Here is a 14,928-nt window from a genome sequence, read left to right on the forward strand (position 1 = left end):
TGTACGGGATTTCGGGGAATAAAAAAACCCCAATCCTGCGATCGGGGTTTTGTATGTTGAATAAGGATTTGATTATCCTAAAGCCACACGTTTGAAACCTGCAACAGTTAAACCACCGTCAACCGTTTTAACGTAAGCAGCAACGCTCATAGAACCGTCTTTGATGAAATCTTGGTTCACTAAAGTGTTGTCTTTGTAGAAACGTTGGATTTTACCTTTTGCGATATTGTCTAACATAGCTTCTGGTTTTCCTTCTGCACGCAATTGCTCTTTTGCAATTTCTACTTCTTTCTCGATGATAGAAGCATCAACACCCGCCTCGTCTAAAGCGATTGGGTTCATTGCAGCAGCTTGCATTGCTACGTTTTTAGCAGCCTCGTCAGCACCAGCAACGTTAGCAGATAAAGCAACCAAAGTAGCGATTTTACCAGAGTGAACGTAAGAACCAACGAAAGCTCCTTCTAAGCGCTCGAATTGACCTACTTCAATTTTCTCACCAATTACCCCAGTTTGCTCGATTAATTTCTCAGCAACAGTAATTCCACCAAAGTCAGAAGCTAAAAGCTCTTCTTTAGTAGCGTAGTTTAATGCTTGATTAGCTAAATCAGTAGCTAATTTTACGAAACCTTCATTTTTACCTACGAAATCCGTCTCACAGTTTAATGTGATCGCTACAGCAGCAGTGTTGTCAGCATTTACAACAGCGATTGCAGCACCTTCTGTAGATTCTCTGTCCGAACGGTTTGCAGCTACTTTTTGACCTTTTTTACGTAAGTTCTCGATTGCTAAATCGAAATCTCCATCAGCTTCCACTAATGCTTTTTTACAATCCATCATACCTGCTCCGGTGATGGTTCTTAATTTATTTACGTCTGCAGCAGTTATTGTTGCCATTTTTGTATAAAATTTTAAGTTTGAAAAAAAATTATAAAGTCGTCATATTGATAGTGTTACAAAAGTAGACATCCATCAGCACAACGACTTTATGATAAGGTTATTTTTATTCTTCAGTTGAAGTTGTAGCTTCTGCTTTTGCTTCTGCTACTTCTCCAGCCGGTTGCTCATCTTTATCAGATTTTCTATCAGAAAGTCCTTCAACGATTGCACCAGAAACTAAAGATAAAACTTTTTCGATCGATTTAGAAGCATCGTCGTTTGCCGGGATAACGAAATCAACCTGACGTGGATCAGAGTTGGTATCAACCATAGCGAAAACTGGAATGTTTAACTTTTGAGCTTCTTTAACAGCGATGTGCTCTGCTTTGATATCTACAACGAATAACGCAGCCGGAAGGCGAGTCATGTCCGCGATTGAACCTAAGTTTTTCTCTAACTTAGCACGTAGACGATCAATTTGTAATTTTTCTTTTTTAGATAAAGTATCGAAAGTACCGTCTTTCTTCATTTTATCGATAGAAGCCATTTTCTTAACAGCTTTACGGATCGTAACGAAGTTAGTTAGCATACCACCTGGCCATCTTTCAGTGATGTAAGGCATGTTTGCTGCTGCAGCTTTTTCTGCAACGATATCTTTTGCTTGTTTTTTGGTAGCTACGAAAAGTACTTTTCTACCAGATGCAGCGATTTTTTTCAAAGCTTCATTAGCCTCTTCGATTTTAGCTGCAGTTTTATATAGATTGATAATGTGAATACCATTACGCTCCATATAGATGTAAGGAGCCATGTTTGGATCCCATTTTCTAGTCATGTGTCCGAAGTGAACACCTGCTTCTAGTAATTCTTTAACTTCTACTTTGTTTGCCATTTTGTAATAGTTTACGTTCTGTTGAATTAGCAATGGATCAGTAGCGATTGTCTCGGTCTAAACCATTTAGATGCTAAACTAATTCCTACCTCGGCAGGAGAGCAACAAAAACTTAGTGTTTTTAAATAATAATAAATATTAACGTTTAGAGAACTGGAATCTCTTACGAGCTTTCTTCTGACCGAATTTCTTACGCTCAACCATACGAGGGTCACGAGTAAGTAAACCTTCTGGTTTTAAGATTGCTCTGTTTTCAGCTTCTACTTCACACATTGCTCTTGCGATAGCCATACGAACCGCCTCAGCTTGTCCTGTAGTACCACCACCGTATACATTAACTTTTACGTCGAAGTTTGATGCGTTCTCAGTCATAGAAAGAGGTTGCAAAACTTTGTACTGTAATGTAGCAGTTGGGAAGTAAGTTGCGAAATCTTTTTTGTTTACGGTAATGTTTCCTGAACCTTCAGTAACATAAACACGTGCTACTGCACATTTTCTTCTACCGATTTTGTGAATAACTCCCATTACTTAAGATCGTTTAAGTTTACAGTTTTTGGTTGTTGTGCAGCGTGTTTGTGCTCAGAACCAACATTTACATTCAAATTACGGAATAACTCAGCTCCTAATTTGTTTTTAGGAAGCATTCCTTTTACAGCTTTCTCTACTAATAATGCAGGGTTTTTTTGTTGCATTACTTTAGCAGTTAAACTTCTTTGTCCACCTGGGTAGCCAGTGTGGCGGATATATGTTTTATCCTCCAACTTGTTACCTGTTAGGTTGATTTTCTCTGCGTTAATAACGATTACGTTATCTCCACAGTCCACATGCGGTGTATAACTTGGTTTGTATTTACCTCTTAATAGCATGGCTACTTTTGAAGCAAAACGCCCTAAGTTATGACCTTCAGCATCTACAACAATCCACTGTTTGTCTGCAGTAGCTTTGTTCGCTGAAACTGTCTTGTAGCTTAAATTGTCCACGTTTTTTTATTTAAATTAAACATTCCATTCCCAATTAAGGGAGTGCAAAAGTACAATTATTTCTTTACAATGCAAACTCTTGAAATAATATTTTGTATTCTGAGTATCAGTCAAGTGGTTGATTAACTGATGTAAAACTAATCTTTAGCGAACTTAAATTCCATTCCGCCCTGCTTCAAAAGCATGGTTTTGTTTCCAAATGTCATGTTGATTCCGGCAGAATCAAACGTGAATTCGCTATTGCTGATGGCGTTTAGCGGGAACGAACTTTGTCCCGTCGCCTGAGCTATTAATTCACCTTTTTCAATTTTGATCGTGATTTTCAGAGGAAGATCTTTTGAGGAGTAAATTCCGGCGTAATTGTTTAGGATGCTTTCATCCACTTTAAGTGATGTTAGGTTCGGGAAAGCAAAGGGCATTTTATAATAGATGCTTAAAATGCCTATCATGATATCATTTCGGTTAAAATTGTCGCCGTTTGTAATCAAACTGATACCCATTTTTTCCGTCGGATAATAACCTACTACAGATTTGAAGCCTTCAATCCTGCCGTCATGACCAAAGAATTTGCGTTCTCCGAAAGGGAACGTGATCAAGCCGATACCATAAGTTTGGTTTAACTTGGTCATTTCATCTAGGGAAGAGGATTGTTTTAATAATTTTCCGTTAAATATGCCTCGCATAAAAGCCGTCAAATCATTGGCATTGGAGGTAATCCCTCCGGCGGCAAACGGTAATGACATGTCCCATTCCGGAAACGGATTCCATTTTGAGCCATCGTATAGATAAGAATAGGCTTCGTTGCGATCAATATTCACTTTGTCTACCATATAAGTATCCATTAATCGTAACGGAACTAAAATCCGGTTTTTCAGATTGGTTGCGTAATCCGTTTTGGTTATTTTTTCAAGGATACAGCCTAGTAGGTAGTAGTTGGAATTGCTGTAGGCCGCTTTACTGTTGGGTTCAAAAACCGGTTTGTAAGAAGTTATTCGGGCAATCATTTCTTCTTTGGTCACTTTTGCCAACACGTTTACGGCGGAATCAGCATTTACATAATCCAAAATTCCGGAACGATGACGCAACAGATCGTTAATAGTGATTTTGTTGGCATTCGGTATTTTAGGGTAAAATCGGGCAAGTTTGGTGTCCAGTTTCAGTTTTTTCTCTTCCACCAACTGCATAACCATTACCGCCGTAAAGGTTTTGGTGATAGATCCAATTTTGTATTTGGTATAACCATTCGGTTGGACTGTGCTTTGCGGTAAGCCGTACGCTCTGGAAAATACCACATTGTCGCCTTCACGGATGCTTAATTGTCCCATGAATTTGTTGTTGGCATTCAGGTAAGTTAGTAAACTGTCTATTTTTCGGAAGCGGGTGCTTTCCTGGGCTGTCAAACTCAAGCAACTGATCAAGAATAGGAGTAGAAATGTTTTTTTCATGATTTTTGTACGGTATGATTTATTGTTTTTTGATTTTTCGGAATTCGAGATAGGAATACACTATCGGAATTATGCTAATAACGGCAGTGATTCCCAAAAAAGTATAAAGTTGAAATGCCTTGGGCAGTAAAAAGGTTAATGCCATGAGTATTCCACCAACAAACCATAATTTGCCTCCCAGAATATGGGTTTTTTTCCATATTTCTTCGTTTTCCAAAGTCCATGGGGTTCGTATGCCTAAAAAATAATTGGGTTTTAGGGTTTTGAAATAATTGCCCGTAAAAGCAAACAACAGTCCTACTATAATAAAAATAAAAACAGGGTCGCTTTTTTCCTGTTGGATGCTGTATAAAATGAAAAGGGCCAGTGCAGACATAAAGAACGTGAGAATCATTCGAAAAGCATTCAGCTTATTTCCCATATTTTGCAATTTTCCTTTTGGGTCGATTTTAGGAATAACCAGAAGGAGGAAGTAACTCAGACCGACTGTCAGTATGGGAATGATGATGGTTTCTGTTTTGTCGCCCCATCGGTCAATTTCACCGGAAGCGTTCCAATGCATCGGAACTTTTTGCGGTAAAGAAGACCAAATGTAAGCCAAATAAGCAAAAGGGAGTAAGGCAATCAGTAAATACGGAATTTCTTTTTTGAATTTTTCCATGTTTTATTTTTTTAAAGTAATGATCCATTTAAGAATGTCGTCCACAATGGTGGTGTTGAGCGAATACAGTATGAACTGCCCTTTTTTTTCCGAAGTAACCAAATCGGCTCTTTTTAAAAGGTCAAGATGATGGGAAATGCTTGGTTTGGAAATATGAAAGGCCTCAGCAATTTCGCCGGCGGTCATGTCGCGCCTTCGTAGCATTTCTAAAATTCCGCGCCGCGTTTCGTCGTTTAACGCTTTAAAAATAGCATTCATGAATTAAATATTTAGACAAATATCTAAATATTATTTTGAATACAAAAAAACTCCTGCGTTTTTAACAGGAGTTTTTTTGTATTGTCATAGATTGTTAAGTGCAGATCACTGTTTAATGTGCTTCCAGCCAATCTCTTCCGGTGCCCAAATCCACTTCTAACGGAACGGTCAGTTTAAAAGCGTTCTCCATTTCGTGCTTGATCATTGGCTTGATTTTCTCCAATTCGGAATTGTGAACGTCGAATACCAACTCATCGTGAACCTGCAATAACATTTTCGATTGCCAGTTTTCCGAAGTCAGTTTTTTGTGAATGTTGATCATCGCTATTTTGATGATGTCCGCTGCGCTTCCCTGAATCGGTGCATTCACGGCATTTCGTTCCGCGGCTCCTCGCACTACAGCATTGGCGGAATTAATGTCTTTCAGATAACGACGGCGTCCCGAAACGGTTTGTACATAACCATGATCTCTCGCAAACGCAATCTGTTCCTGTATGTAAGCACGCAAACGCGGATAGGTGTTGTAGTAGGCATCAATCAAGGCGGCGCTTTCACTTCGCGACAAATTCGTTTGATTGCTTAATCCGAAAGCAGAAACCCCATAAATAATTCCGAAGTTGACGGTTTTGGCGTTGCTTCGTTGTTCTTTGGTGACTTCTTCCGGGGCTACGTGGAATACTTTCGCAGCGGTACTTCTGTGGATGTCTTCGCCGTTCTGGAAGGCCTTGATCATGTTTTCTTCACCACTCATTGCAGCAATCACCCTTAATTCAATTTGCGAGTAATCGGCAGAAAGTAAGGTGTAATTTTCGTCTTTTGCAATGAAGGCTTTTCGAATTAATCTTCCTCGTTCGGTACGAATCGGAATGTTTTGTAAGTTCGGGTTGTTGGAGCTTAAACGACCAGTAGCGGCTACGGTTTGCATGTAATCGGTATGCACGCGGTTGCTGCCTTTGTCGACCTGCTCCGGTAACGAAATGATGTAGGTGCTTTGCAGTTTTACCATTTGGCGCCATTCCAGAATTTGTTGCACGATTTCGTGTTCGTTCGCCAGATAACTTAGTACTTCCTCACCAGTAGCGTATTGACCGGTTTTGGTTTTCTTCTGTTTGGTGCCACCGATTTTTAGTTTTTCAAATAAAATATCGCCCAACTGTTTCGGGGAAGCAAGGTTGAATTTTTCGCCCGCCGTTTCGTAGATTTTCTGCTCCAGTTCCTTGATTTCCACATCCATGTCTTTGGACATCGCTTTAAGGTAGTCGACATCCAAACGTATTCCTTCGCGCTCCATGTCAGCCAATACCTGAATTAATGGGATTTCGATTTCTTCGAATAATTTTTTAGTGCCGGCACTGTCCAGTTTCGGGTCGAAAACGTCTTTCAATTGTAACGTAACGTCGGCATCTTCTGCGGCGTATTCTTTAATGTCTTCCAAAGCCACGTCGCGCATCGATTTTTGGTTTTTACCTTTTTTACCGATCAGCGTTTCGATGGATTTCGGCGAATATTTCAGATAGGTTTCCGCCAAAACGTCCATGTTGTGACGCATGTCCGGATTGATCAGGTAATGCGCAATCATGGTGTCGAACAGTTTTCCTTTAACCGAAATACCATAATTGGCTAATATTTTTAAATCGTATTTGATGTTCTGGCCTATTTTGATGATGGCTTCGTTCTCAAAAAACGGTTTGAATTTGTCTACAAGTTCCTGTGCTTCATCGCGATTTTCCGGAAACGGCACATAAAAAGCTTTTCCTTTTTCAAACGAAAATGACATGCCAACCAATTCGGCGTTATTCGCGTCGATTCCGGTGGTTTCGGTGTCAAAACATACTTCTTTTTGTTGCAGTAAAGTCTGAAGTAAAAGTTTTACCCCTAAATTTCCCTGACTTACTTCGTAGTGGTGCGGTGTGTTTTCTAAGGTATTGTAATAGCTGTGGTGTCCTGCTTCGGCTTCGCTGTCACCGGTTTCAAATAACGAAAACTGGTCTTCGTTTTTTGTGGTTTTTTTAGTGGTTTTTGGTGTTGCATCCCCATTGCTGGTGTCGATTTCATCATATTCTTTCCCGCTGCCGAACAATTTGTCGAATTGGGTTTTCAACTGACGGAATTCCAACTCCATAAACAAGGCATCGGTTTTTTCCACATCGGGTTTGGATAGCTCGTAGTCGGTTTCGTCGAACGTAACGGGGCAGTCGAGTAGGATGGTAGCCAGTTTTTTGGATAAAATTCCCTGCTCTTTGTTGGCCTCGATTTTTTCTTTCAAAGCGCCTTTCAGTTTGTCAGTATTGGCCAAAAGATTTTCCATCGAACCAAATTCGGCTAATAATTTCTTGGCCGTTTTTTCACCTACACCTGGTAGGCCTGGTATGTTGTCCACAGCATCGCCCATCATTCCCAAGAAATCAATAACCTGTAACGGGTCTTCTATTTCGAACTTTGCTTTTACTTCTTCTACACCCCAAATTTCAATGTCGTTGCCCAAACGCGCCGGTCGGTACATGAAAATATTTTCGGAAACCAATTGTCCAAAATCTTTATCCGGAGTTACCATGAAAACCTGATAACCTTCTTTTTCGGCTTGTTTGGCCAAAGTTCCGATTAAGTCGTCGGCTTCGTAACCGGCTTCTTCAATAATAGGAATGTGCATGGCGCTCAAAAACTCTTGAATATACGGCACGGCAATTTTAATAGCTTCCGGTGTTTCGTCGCGGTTGGCTTTGTAGGCTGAAAACATTTCACTGCGAACGGCACTTCCTCCTTTGTCGAAAGCTACGGCCAAATGGTCTGGTTTTTCGCGTTTAATCACATCAATCAGCGAGTTCATAAATCCCAGAATGGCTGAGGTGTCCATTCCTTTGGAATTAATTCTCGGGTTTTTGATAAAAGCATAATAACCACGGAAAATCAGCGCATAAGCATCGAGTAGAAAAAGTCGTTTTTGTGACATGATTTCAAAAAATTAGAACGTAAAAATAAGCAAAGTGGGAAGATTATTCTAAAACTTCTGAAGCAAATCAAATCTTTAGTTAAATTTAATTTAAGAAAGAACCGCTAAGCATTTCATTCTTCGTTACTTTGCGTATCAAAAACAAAAGTTAAATGAGTCGTTTGGTTTTTATCGGAGTGATCCTTCTTTTGGTGGAATTGTATGCTTATCAGGCGGTAAAAACCATTACCCGTGAGCGTTGGATACTTATTGTTTATCAAGTAGTAAGTTTGCTGGCTTTTGCTTATATTTTGTATGGTTTTAGTCAGTTTGATCGTAAGGTGGGGCAAAATACGCAATCACTTTTCACTATGGGGTTATTACTGTTGATGCTGATACCAAAACTGATTGTGGCGATTATTCTTTTAGGAGAAGATGTTTTTCGAATGTTTGCTACGGTTATTAACTATTTTACACAGGCAGATAATATAAAAGAAGCGATTCCGGGACGAAGGAAATTTGTAAGTCAGATCGCATTAGGGATAGCTGCCATCCCCTTTACTTCCTTATTGTATGGGATGACTAAAGGGAAGTATAATTTTAAAGTAATCCGCCAAACGTTATTCTTTCCGGATTTGCCGGATACTTTCGACGGGATGACTATTACCCAATTTTCGGACGTGCACAGCGGTAGTTTTGATAATCCGGAGAAGATTCAATATGCCGTGGATTTGATCAACGAACAGAAATCCGATATTATTTTGTTTACCGGCGACATCGTCAATACGCACGCAACGGAAATGCATCCGTGGGTTGAGACCTTTAAAAAGATTGAAATGCCAAGATTTGGGAAATTCTCAGTTTTAGGTAATCACGATTATGGCGAATATGTAGACTGGCCCTCCCAAACGGCTAAAAAAGAAAATTTTGAAGCGATTAAAGACTTGCATCGTCAGATTGATTTTAAGCTTTTGCTGAATGAAAATGTGAAAATTAAAAACAAAGGCGAAGAAATTGCGTTGGTTGGGGTAGAGAACTGGGGTGTCAAATTTAAGCAGGCTGGTGATTTGGTAAAAGCTTCTCAAGGTTTGAAAAAAGAAGATTTCAAAATTCTGATGAGCCATGATCCGTCCCATTGGGATGCGGAAGTACAGCATCATGAGAATAACTATCATTTAACACTTTCTGGACATACACATGGTTTGCAGTTTGGGATTGAAATCCCCGGGTTTTTTAAATGGAGTCCGGTGCAATATGTTTACAAATATTGGGCGGGATTGTACGAAAACATGGGGCGTTATGTTTATGTGAACCGCGGTTTTGGGTTTCATGCCTATCCGGGAAGGGTTGGTATTTGGCCGGAAATTACGGTTATTCAACTAAAAAAAGGTGAAAGAGTAGCATAAATGGGTAAAAATGCTATATTTGTGTACTCTTTATTTAAGAACAACAGTTTTTAATTAATCAAAATTTCTCGCTTATGTCAAAATTTGGAGAACTTATTAATACTCAGGTACCTGTTTTAATCGATTTTTATACCGATTGGAATGAGTCTTCCGTGTCGATGCATCCTGTTATTAGAGATGTTGCTGCAGCACTTGGCGATAAAGCTAAAGTGATAAAAATTGACGTGGATAAAAATCAGGAGTTGGCAGAAGCGTTGCGCATTAAAGGATTGCCTACGCTGATGATTTATAAAGCCGGTCAGATGGTTTGGAGACAATCCGGGGAATTAGATGCCAATACTTTAATTACATTGGTTCAGGAAAACGTTTAAACGATTTTGCCAAACTGAAATCCTTTTTCTTTCAGAAATTCAATAGCTCTGGGTAAGGCGTATTCCAGATTTTGGAAGGCTTTTTTACTGTCGTGAAATACGATAATACTTCCTTGTGTCGTATTTTTGATTACATTTTCCAGGCATTGTTCCTTTGAAATTTTTGTGTCAAAATCGGCACTCAACACATCCCACATAATAATTTTGTATCCTTTTTTTCGAAGTTTAGCCGATTGTGACAAACGTATTTTTCCGTATGGCGGCCGGAAAATGTTGGAAAGTAATCTGTTTGTGTCGGAGTTGTGAATTTCTTCATCACAACGAGAGGTGTTTTCTAAATAAACTTTATCGGTGGTTTTCCAGCCCTGTAAGTGGTTGAAGGTGTGATTTCCTACCGAATGTCCTTCGGAAATTACTTTTTGAAAAAGAGCAGGATACTTTCGGATGTTGTCACCGATGCAGAAAAAAGTAGCTTTGATTTTGTTTTTTTGCAATACAGTTAATACCCATTCAGTGACTTCAGGCGTTGGACCGTCGTCAAAGGTCAAGTAGACTTTGTTTTCGGTGTTAGGAATGTCCCAAACCTGATTGGAGAAAAGTTTCTTGATTATTTTGTTGGTTTTGATCCAATAGAAATCCATACTATAAAAATAAGGCTTTCAAAGTAATAAACCTTGAAAGCCTTATATTATTTTTCAGACAATTTGTTATTTTATTCCATGTCGCGTCCGTAGCGTTCAAACAATTTGTTATAATTGTTGAATTTGGCTTTGTTTTGATTGTAAAATTCTACATCGCCACGGTCTTTCATGATTTCCAGTAAACTTCTGTAGCGTTCGATATCGGTAACGATGTCTGCATACAGTTCGTTTTGTTCCGTTGGTTTCATGCCGGCATAGTACGTTAGGTTTTCCTGATATTTTTTCATCAGTTGGTTTAAAATCTCGCGTGCTTTGGCTTTTTCGCCTAGTTCGTAATAACCGCCGGCAAAAGGCTCTACGAAAGTATAATATCCGAAATATTCAATCGGCATTTCTTTCATGGCCAATTCAATAATTCTTTTCGCTTTGTCCTTTTTGCCTTCGTTGATTAAGGCTTCCATCAATCGCGCTAAATTGGTGCGATAAGTGATGCTGTTTTTGCGAGTTTCCGGATCGTGATAAATGGTCGAGCTTCCGCTGTTGCCCCAATTCCACTTGGTTACAATGTTGTACATTTTTTCCGTGTCAATGTGTCCCATGTCCAACGGACTGGCCTGTTCCCCTAAAGGGGTTTTCATAGGAACCAGTTTGTACACCATACCGTCCAATTGCAGGTAATCTTTCATCCAGATGAAGTCTTCGTCCGCGAAAGCACCACCGGTAAAATAAATTGGTCGCTTCCAGTTGTTGTTGGCTACAATATCTAACATCATCAAACGGTTGATGTAAATAGGATTACCTTTTAAATTGATGTCCATATGAGAAACTATCGAATCGTTCAGGTGAGGCGAAACGGCTTTGTTTCGAATGGCGGCATTTTTGTCTACTGGAATGCGAATTTTATCGGTCGGATAGAAATGGACTTTGTGTCCGTTGCGCATTTCGATGGTGGTTCTGTCGTCATCGGAGGCGATAAACTGCATTAGGTCTTCCAGTAACATGCCGTTTTCAGTCAGGGGTTTGTGGATAACGTAATCTAATTTTCCGCCCACATATTGTTCGTGCTTAAAACGAATTGGAATCGGTTCGGATTTGTAGGCTTTCATTTTCATCTGATCGATATACCAATCCGTTGCGAATAAGCTGGTACACACGATGCGAACATCGGTACGGTGTCCTTCTATTTCCTGAGCATACCACAGTGGGAAGGTGTCGTTGTCGCCAATGGTGAATAAAATCGCATTGGGTTCGCAGGAATCCAGATAGGCTTTAGCCATAGCTATAGCGGTGTATTTTCCGGAACGATCATGATCGTCCCAGTTTTCTTTTGCTAATAATACAGGGCCGGCTAAAATAGCTGCTCCAAGGATAAGCGGTGTGGCAATCTTAGGTTGTACGTATTTTTTAAGGGCGTCATAAAGCGCGTAAACACCAAAACCAACCCAGATGGCAAATACATAGAAGGAGCCTACAACGGCATAATCCCTTTCGCGGGGTTCAAAAGGTCTTTCGTTAAGGAAAACCTTAAGAGCAAAACTGTTGAACAGGAATAAAACCAATAAAATGTAGAAGCTTTTCTTGTCTTTTGAGGCATGAAAAACAATACCTAATACTCCTAAGATAAACGGTAAGAAGTAATACGTGTTTCGCGCTTTGTTATTTGCCACATCAGAAGGTAGGTTTTTTTGTGTTCCTAAGTGTAAATCGTCTAAAAAGCTAATGCCACTTAGCCAGTTTCCGTTTTGAGTGTCATATTTTCCTTGTACATCGTTTTGGCGACCTACGAAATTCCACAATAAATAACGCCAGTACATGTAACCAAACTGGTATTCGAACATGAATTTCATGTTGTCTGTGAAGGATGGTTTTTCTACAACAAGATAATCTCCGTAGCTTTTCAGGAATTTTTCGTAGTCTTCTAAATCTACTTTTCCGGCAGCATAGGCGGCTCTGAATTCGGAAACGATTTCGGTCATCTGGCTCATTTCGTCTTCCATCATGTTGCCTTCTTCATCGACAAAAGCATGGGTGTCAATTTTGAAATCCAGTGGTTTGGTAAACGACATATAATTAACTGCATGATCCGTGCTCCACATTCTCGGAAGTACCCCTTTGTGGTTGTTGTCGCTATTGCTTTTGGCGTTTTTGTAATTGTTTACAATAACATAGGTGCCGGTTTTGTGATCTCTTTCGTAGTTGGGTTTGTCGTCCAAATAAGGGTTTGTGGCATCTAAACTGGAGTATGTTTCGGAGAATAATGGACCGTAAAAAGTTTTTTGTTCCCCATATTGTTCACGGTTGTAATAGGCTAAAACCTCTGCAGCATCTGATGGTTTGTTTTCATTAATTACCACATTGGCATTAGCGCGAATCGGTAACATCATCCAGGTGGAAAATCCAATCAATACAAAAAGAATACAAAGCAGGATAGTGTTTAAGAAAGGTTTTTCTTTTTTGCGGGTATAATTTAAGCCGAAATAAAAGAATGCGACAATCAACAAGAAAGCAAAAATGGTTCCGGAATTAAACGGTAAGCCTAGACTGTTTACCATGAAAATTTCGGTTTTTCCGAAGAATGCCAAGGTATAAGGTAGTAAGAATTTGAAGAAAAAGAATAAAACGGCTACCATTAAAATGTTGGCAATGATGAAGTTTTTAACGGTAATTTTTTCGTAATTTTTAAAATAGTACAGTAATCCTAATGAAGGAATCGTTAGTAACGCCATGAAGTGAACTCCGAATGAAAGTCCAATCATTAACGAGATTAATAGCAGCCAACGGTTTCCCTTTGGTTCGTGCATGGCTTCTTCCCAGCGAAGCCCCATCCAGAAGATGATTGCAATGAAGAGAGTAGCCATGGAATATACTTCGGCTTCTACGGCATTGAACCAGAAACTGTCGGTAAAAGTAAAGGCTGTGGCGCCTACAAAAGCACTTCCCAAAACAACGATTGCGTTATTATTGTTGAATTCTGTGAACGATGAGATTATTTTTCGCAGCATAATGGTGCTCGACCAAAATAGAAATAGAATGGTAAAGGCACTGGAAAAAACAGACATCATGTTCACCATCAAGGCAACTTTATCGGGGCTGAAAGCAAACATGGCAAAGAAAGCTCCAATCATCTGAAACAAGGGTGCGCCCGGTGGGTGACCTACTTCTAATTTTGCTGATGTGGCAATGTATTCACCACAATCCCAGAAACTTAAAGTGGGTTCAACGGTAAGGGAAAAGGTGATTAGGGCAATTGCAAATGAAAACCAGCCTAAGATAGTATTCCATTTTTTAAAGTCGAAAGTTACCATTTATAAACGTTTATCGATTGTTCGTATAATTTCTACCACAAAGAAACTCTTTTTTTGTATATAGAAACGCACAAAATATTTTTTTAATATTTTTTTATAGAAAAATTTGGATTGAAAAAAATATGTATTACATTTGCACCCGCAATCAGCAATGATCGCAGGTTTAATGGTCTATGGTGTAATGGTAACACTACTGATTTTGGTTCAGTCATTCTAGGTTCGAGTCCTAGTAGACCAACAAAAAAGCCCCGAGATTCTCGGGGCTTTTTTTATGCAATATTTTGAAGTTTAGATTTTGAAGGTTACCACAGGGCGAATAGCGTGGTTTACAAGGTCCTCGCTGATGCTTCCGTTGAAGAAATGGGCTAGTCCTCTTCTTCCGTGTGTGCTCATTCCAATCAAATCAGCGTCGATGCTGTTGGCGAAATTCAGGATTCCTTTTTCAACATTCACGTCATTGTAAATATGTGTTGAGTAGTTGTTGATTTGGAAGCCGGAAATGAAATCACTCATAATTTTTTCAGAAACCGCTGTCGATTTGAAATTGTTTGGTGTGTTGATGGAAACCAAATGCAAGTGTGCACCGAATTTATTGGAGAATTCAACGGCTTTTGTAAATGTCCCTTTTACTTCGTCTGAAAAGTCGGAAGCAAAAACAAATTTGTTTACGTCGAAATCACTCATTTCTTTTTTGATAACCAAAACCGGTACTTCGGAAGTTCGAACTACTTTTTCGGTATTGGAACCGATAATCATTTCTTTGAAGCCATTGGAACCGTGAGATCCCATTACGATTAAATCAATATCATTTTTTTTGCTGATGTCCATGATGCCTTCAAAAGTGCCTTCGATTTTAATAATTTCGGACACTTCAATGCCTTTTAGGTATTCAGCTTCGGTAAGGTCGTCCAGTTTTTCTTCGGCTCTTTTTTTGAAGTACATGATTTCTGGAATGTCATGTCCGTGGTGAAACGGATCGTTAGCTTCGTGAGGTAACTCTAACATGTGCAGGATATAGATTTCACCATTGTTCTTTTTTGCAATTTGTGCGGCTACCTTTAATGCGTATTCGGCGTGGTTTGAAAAGTCGGTAGGTACTAAAATACGTTTCATAATTATTGGTTGTGGGAATTTTGTGTTAAAAATCTTTTTTATAAAGGTATATAA

13 protein-coding genes and 1 tRNA gene are annotated in these 14,928 nt (G+C 39.4%); 3 read left to right on the forward strand and 11 right to left on the reverse strand.

Annotated features, from left to right (window positions below):
• Nucleotides 1–72 precede the first annotated feature (72 nt).
• The 8 genes from tsf to polA all read right to left on the reverse strand — a co-directional run bounded on the left by tsf (nt 73) and on the right by polA (nt 8,062).
• Nucleotides 73–894 carry a translation elongation factor Ts gene (gene tsf, locus ABGT15_RS00540; RefSeq protein ID WP_367229470.1) on the reverse strand — a complete coding sequence of 274 codons (822 nt, stop codon included), beginning with the start codon at nt 892–894 and terminating at the stop codon, nt 73–75.
• A gap of 106 nt (nt 895–1,000) precedes the next feature.
• Nucleotides 1,001–1,765: a 30S ribosomal protein S2 gene (gene rpsB / locus ABGT15_RS00545; RefSeq protein ID WP_237789594.1), complete on the reverse strand. Its 765-nt coding sequence runs from the start codon at nt 1,763–1,765 to the stop codon at nt 1,001–1,003.
• A 138-nt stretch (nt 1,766–1,903) separates the two neighbouring features.
• Complete coding sequence (rpsI, locus tag ABGT15_RS00550) at nt 1,904–2,290, reverse strand: 30S ribosomal protein S9 (RefSeq protein WP_367229471.1); 387 nt, start codon at nt 2,288–2,290, stop codon at nt 1,904–1,906.
• On the reverse strand, nt 2,290–2,745 hold the full coding sequence (rplM, locus tag ABGT15_RS00555) for a 50S ribosomal protein L13 (RefSeq protein ID WP_367229472.1): 456 nt from the start codon (nt 2,743–2,745) through the stop codon (nt 2,290–2,292). The genes rpsI and rplM overlap by 1 nt, the downstream gene beginning before the upstream one ends.
• 137 nt (nt 2,746–2,882) lie before the next feature.
• Entirely contained in the window at nt 2,883–4,190 is a 1,308-nt protein-coding gene (locus tag ABGT15_RS00560) for a serine hydrolase domain-containing protein (RefSeq protein ID WP_367229473.1), read from the reverse strand.
• A 19-nt stretch (nt 4,191–4,209) separates the two neighbouring features.
• Nucleotides 4,210–4,851 carry an SdpI family protein gene (locus tag ABGT15_RS00565; RefSeq protein WP_367229474.1) on the reverse strand — a complete coding sequence of 214 codons (642 nt, stop codon included), beginning with the start codon at nt 4,849–4,851 and terminating at the stop codon, nt 4,210–4,212.
• Between the two features lie 3 nt (nt 4,852–4,854).
• The gene (locus ABGT15_RS00570; protein ID WP_367229475.1) at nt 4,855–5,109 is read right to left on the reverse strand and encodes an autorepressor SdpR family transcription factor; all 255 of its coding nucleotides are present in this window, start codon (nt 5,107–5,109) and stop codon (nt 4,855–4,857) included.
• 112 nt (nt 5,110–5,221) lie between these two features.
• Complete coding sequence (gene polA, locus ABGT15_RS00575) at nt 5,222–8,062, reverse strand: DNA polymerase I (protein ID WP_367229867.1); 2,841 nt, start codon at nt 8,060–8,062, stop codon at nt 5,222–5,224.
• A 149-nt stretch (nt 8,063–8,211) separates the two neighbouring features.
• Between polA and ABGT15_RS00580 the strand changes: the two genes are divergently transcribed.
• Both ABGT15_RS00580 and ABGT15_RS00585 read left to right on the forward strand, forming a co-directional pair.
• Nucleotides 8,212–9,444: a metallophosphoesterase gene (locus tag ABGT15_RS00580; RefSeq protein ID WP_367229476.1), complete on the forward strand. Its 1,233-nt coding sequence runs from the start codon at nt 8,212–8,214 to the stop codon at nt 9,442–9,444.
• A 74-nt stretch (nt 9,445–9,518) separates the two neighbouring features.
• Nucleotides 9,519–9,815: a thioredoxin family protein gene (locus tag ABGT15_RS00585; RefSeq protein ID WP_367229477.1), complete on the forward strand. Its 297-nt coding sequence runs from the start codon at nt 9,519–9,521 to the stop codon at nt 9,813–9,815.
• On the opposite strand, the gene ABGT15_RS00590 is transcribed toward ABGT15_RS00585, so the two are convergent.
• Nucleotides 9,812–10,456, reverse strand: coding sequence for a polysaccharide deacetylase family protein (locus ABGT15_RS00590; RefSeq protein ID WP_367229478.1), 645 nt, complete (start codon nt 10,454–10,456; stop codon nt 9,812–9,814). The genes ABGT15_RS00585 and ABGT15_RS00590 overlap by 4 nt on opposite strands.
• 71 nt (nt 10,457–10,527) lie before the next feature.
• Nucleotides 10,528–13,761: a glycosyltransferase family 117 protein gene (locus ABGT15_RS00595; protein WP_367229479.1), complete on the reverse strand. Its 3,234-nt coding sequence runs from the start codon at nt 13,759–13,761 to the stop codon at nt 10,528–10,530.
• Nucleotides 13,762–13,928: 167 nt separating this feature from the next.
• On the opposite strand from ABGT15_RS00595, the gene ABGT15_RS00600 reads away from it, so the two are divergent.
• Nucleotides 13,929–13,999, forward strand: a tRNA-Gln gene (locus ABGT15_RS00600).
• 50 nt (nt 14,000–14,049) lie between these two features.
• Here ABGT15_RS00600 and ABGT15_RS00605 read toward each other — a convergent pair.
• On the reverse strand, nt 14,050–14,874 hold the full coding sequence (locus ABGT15_RS00605; RefSeq protein WP_367229480.1) for a universal stress protein: 825 nt from the start codon (nt 14,872–14,874) through the stop codon (nt 14,050–14,052).
• Nucleotides 14,875–14,928 lie beyond the last annotated feature (54 nt).

The sequence above is a fragment of the Flavobacterium enshiense genome, assembly GCF_040750275.1.
In the GTDB taxonomy this organism is placed as follows: Bacteria; Bacteroidota; Bacteroidia; order Flavobacteriales; family Flavobacteriaceae; genus Flavobacterium; species Flavobacterium enshiense_B.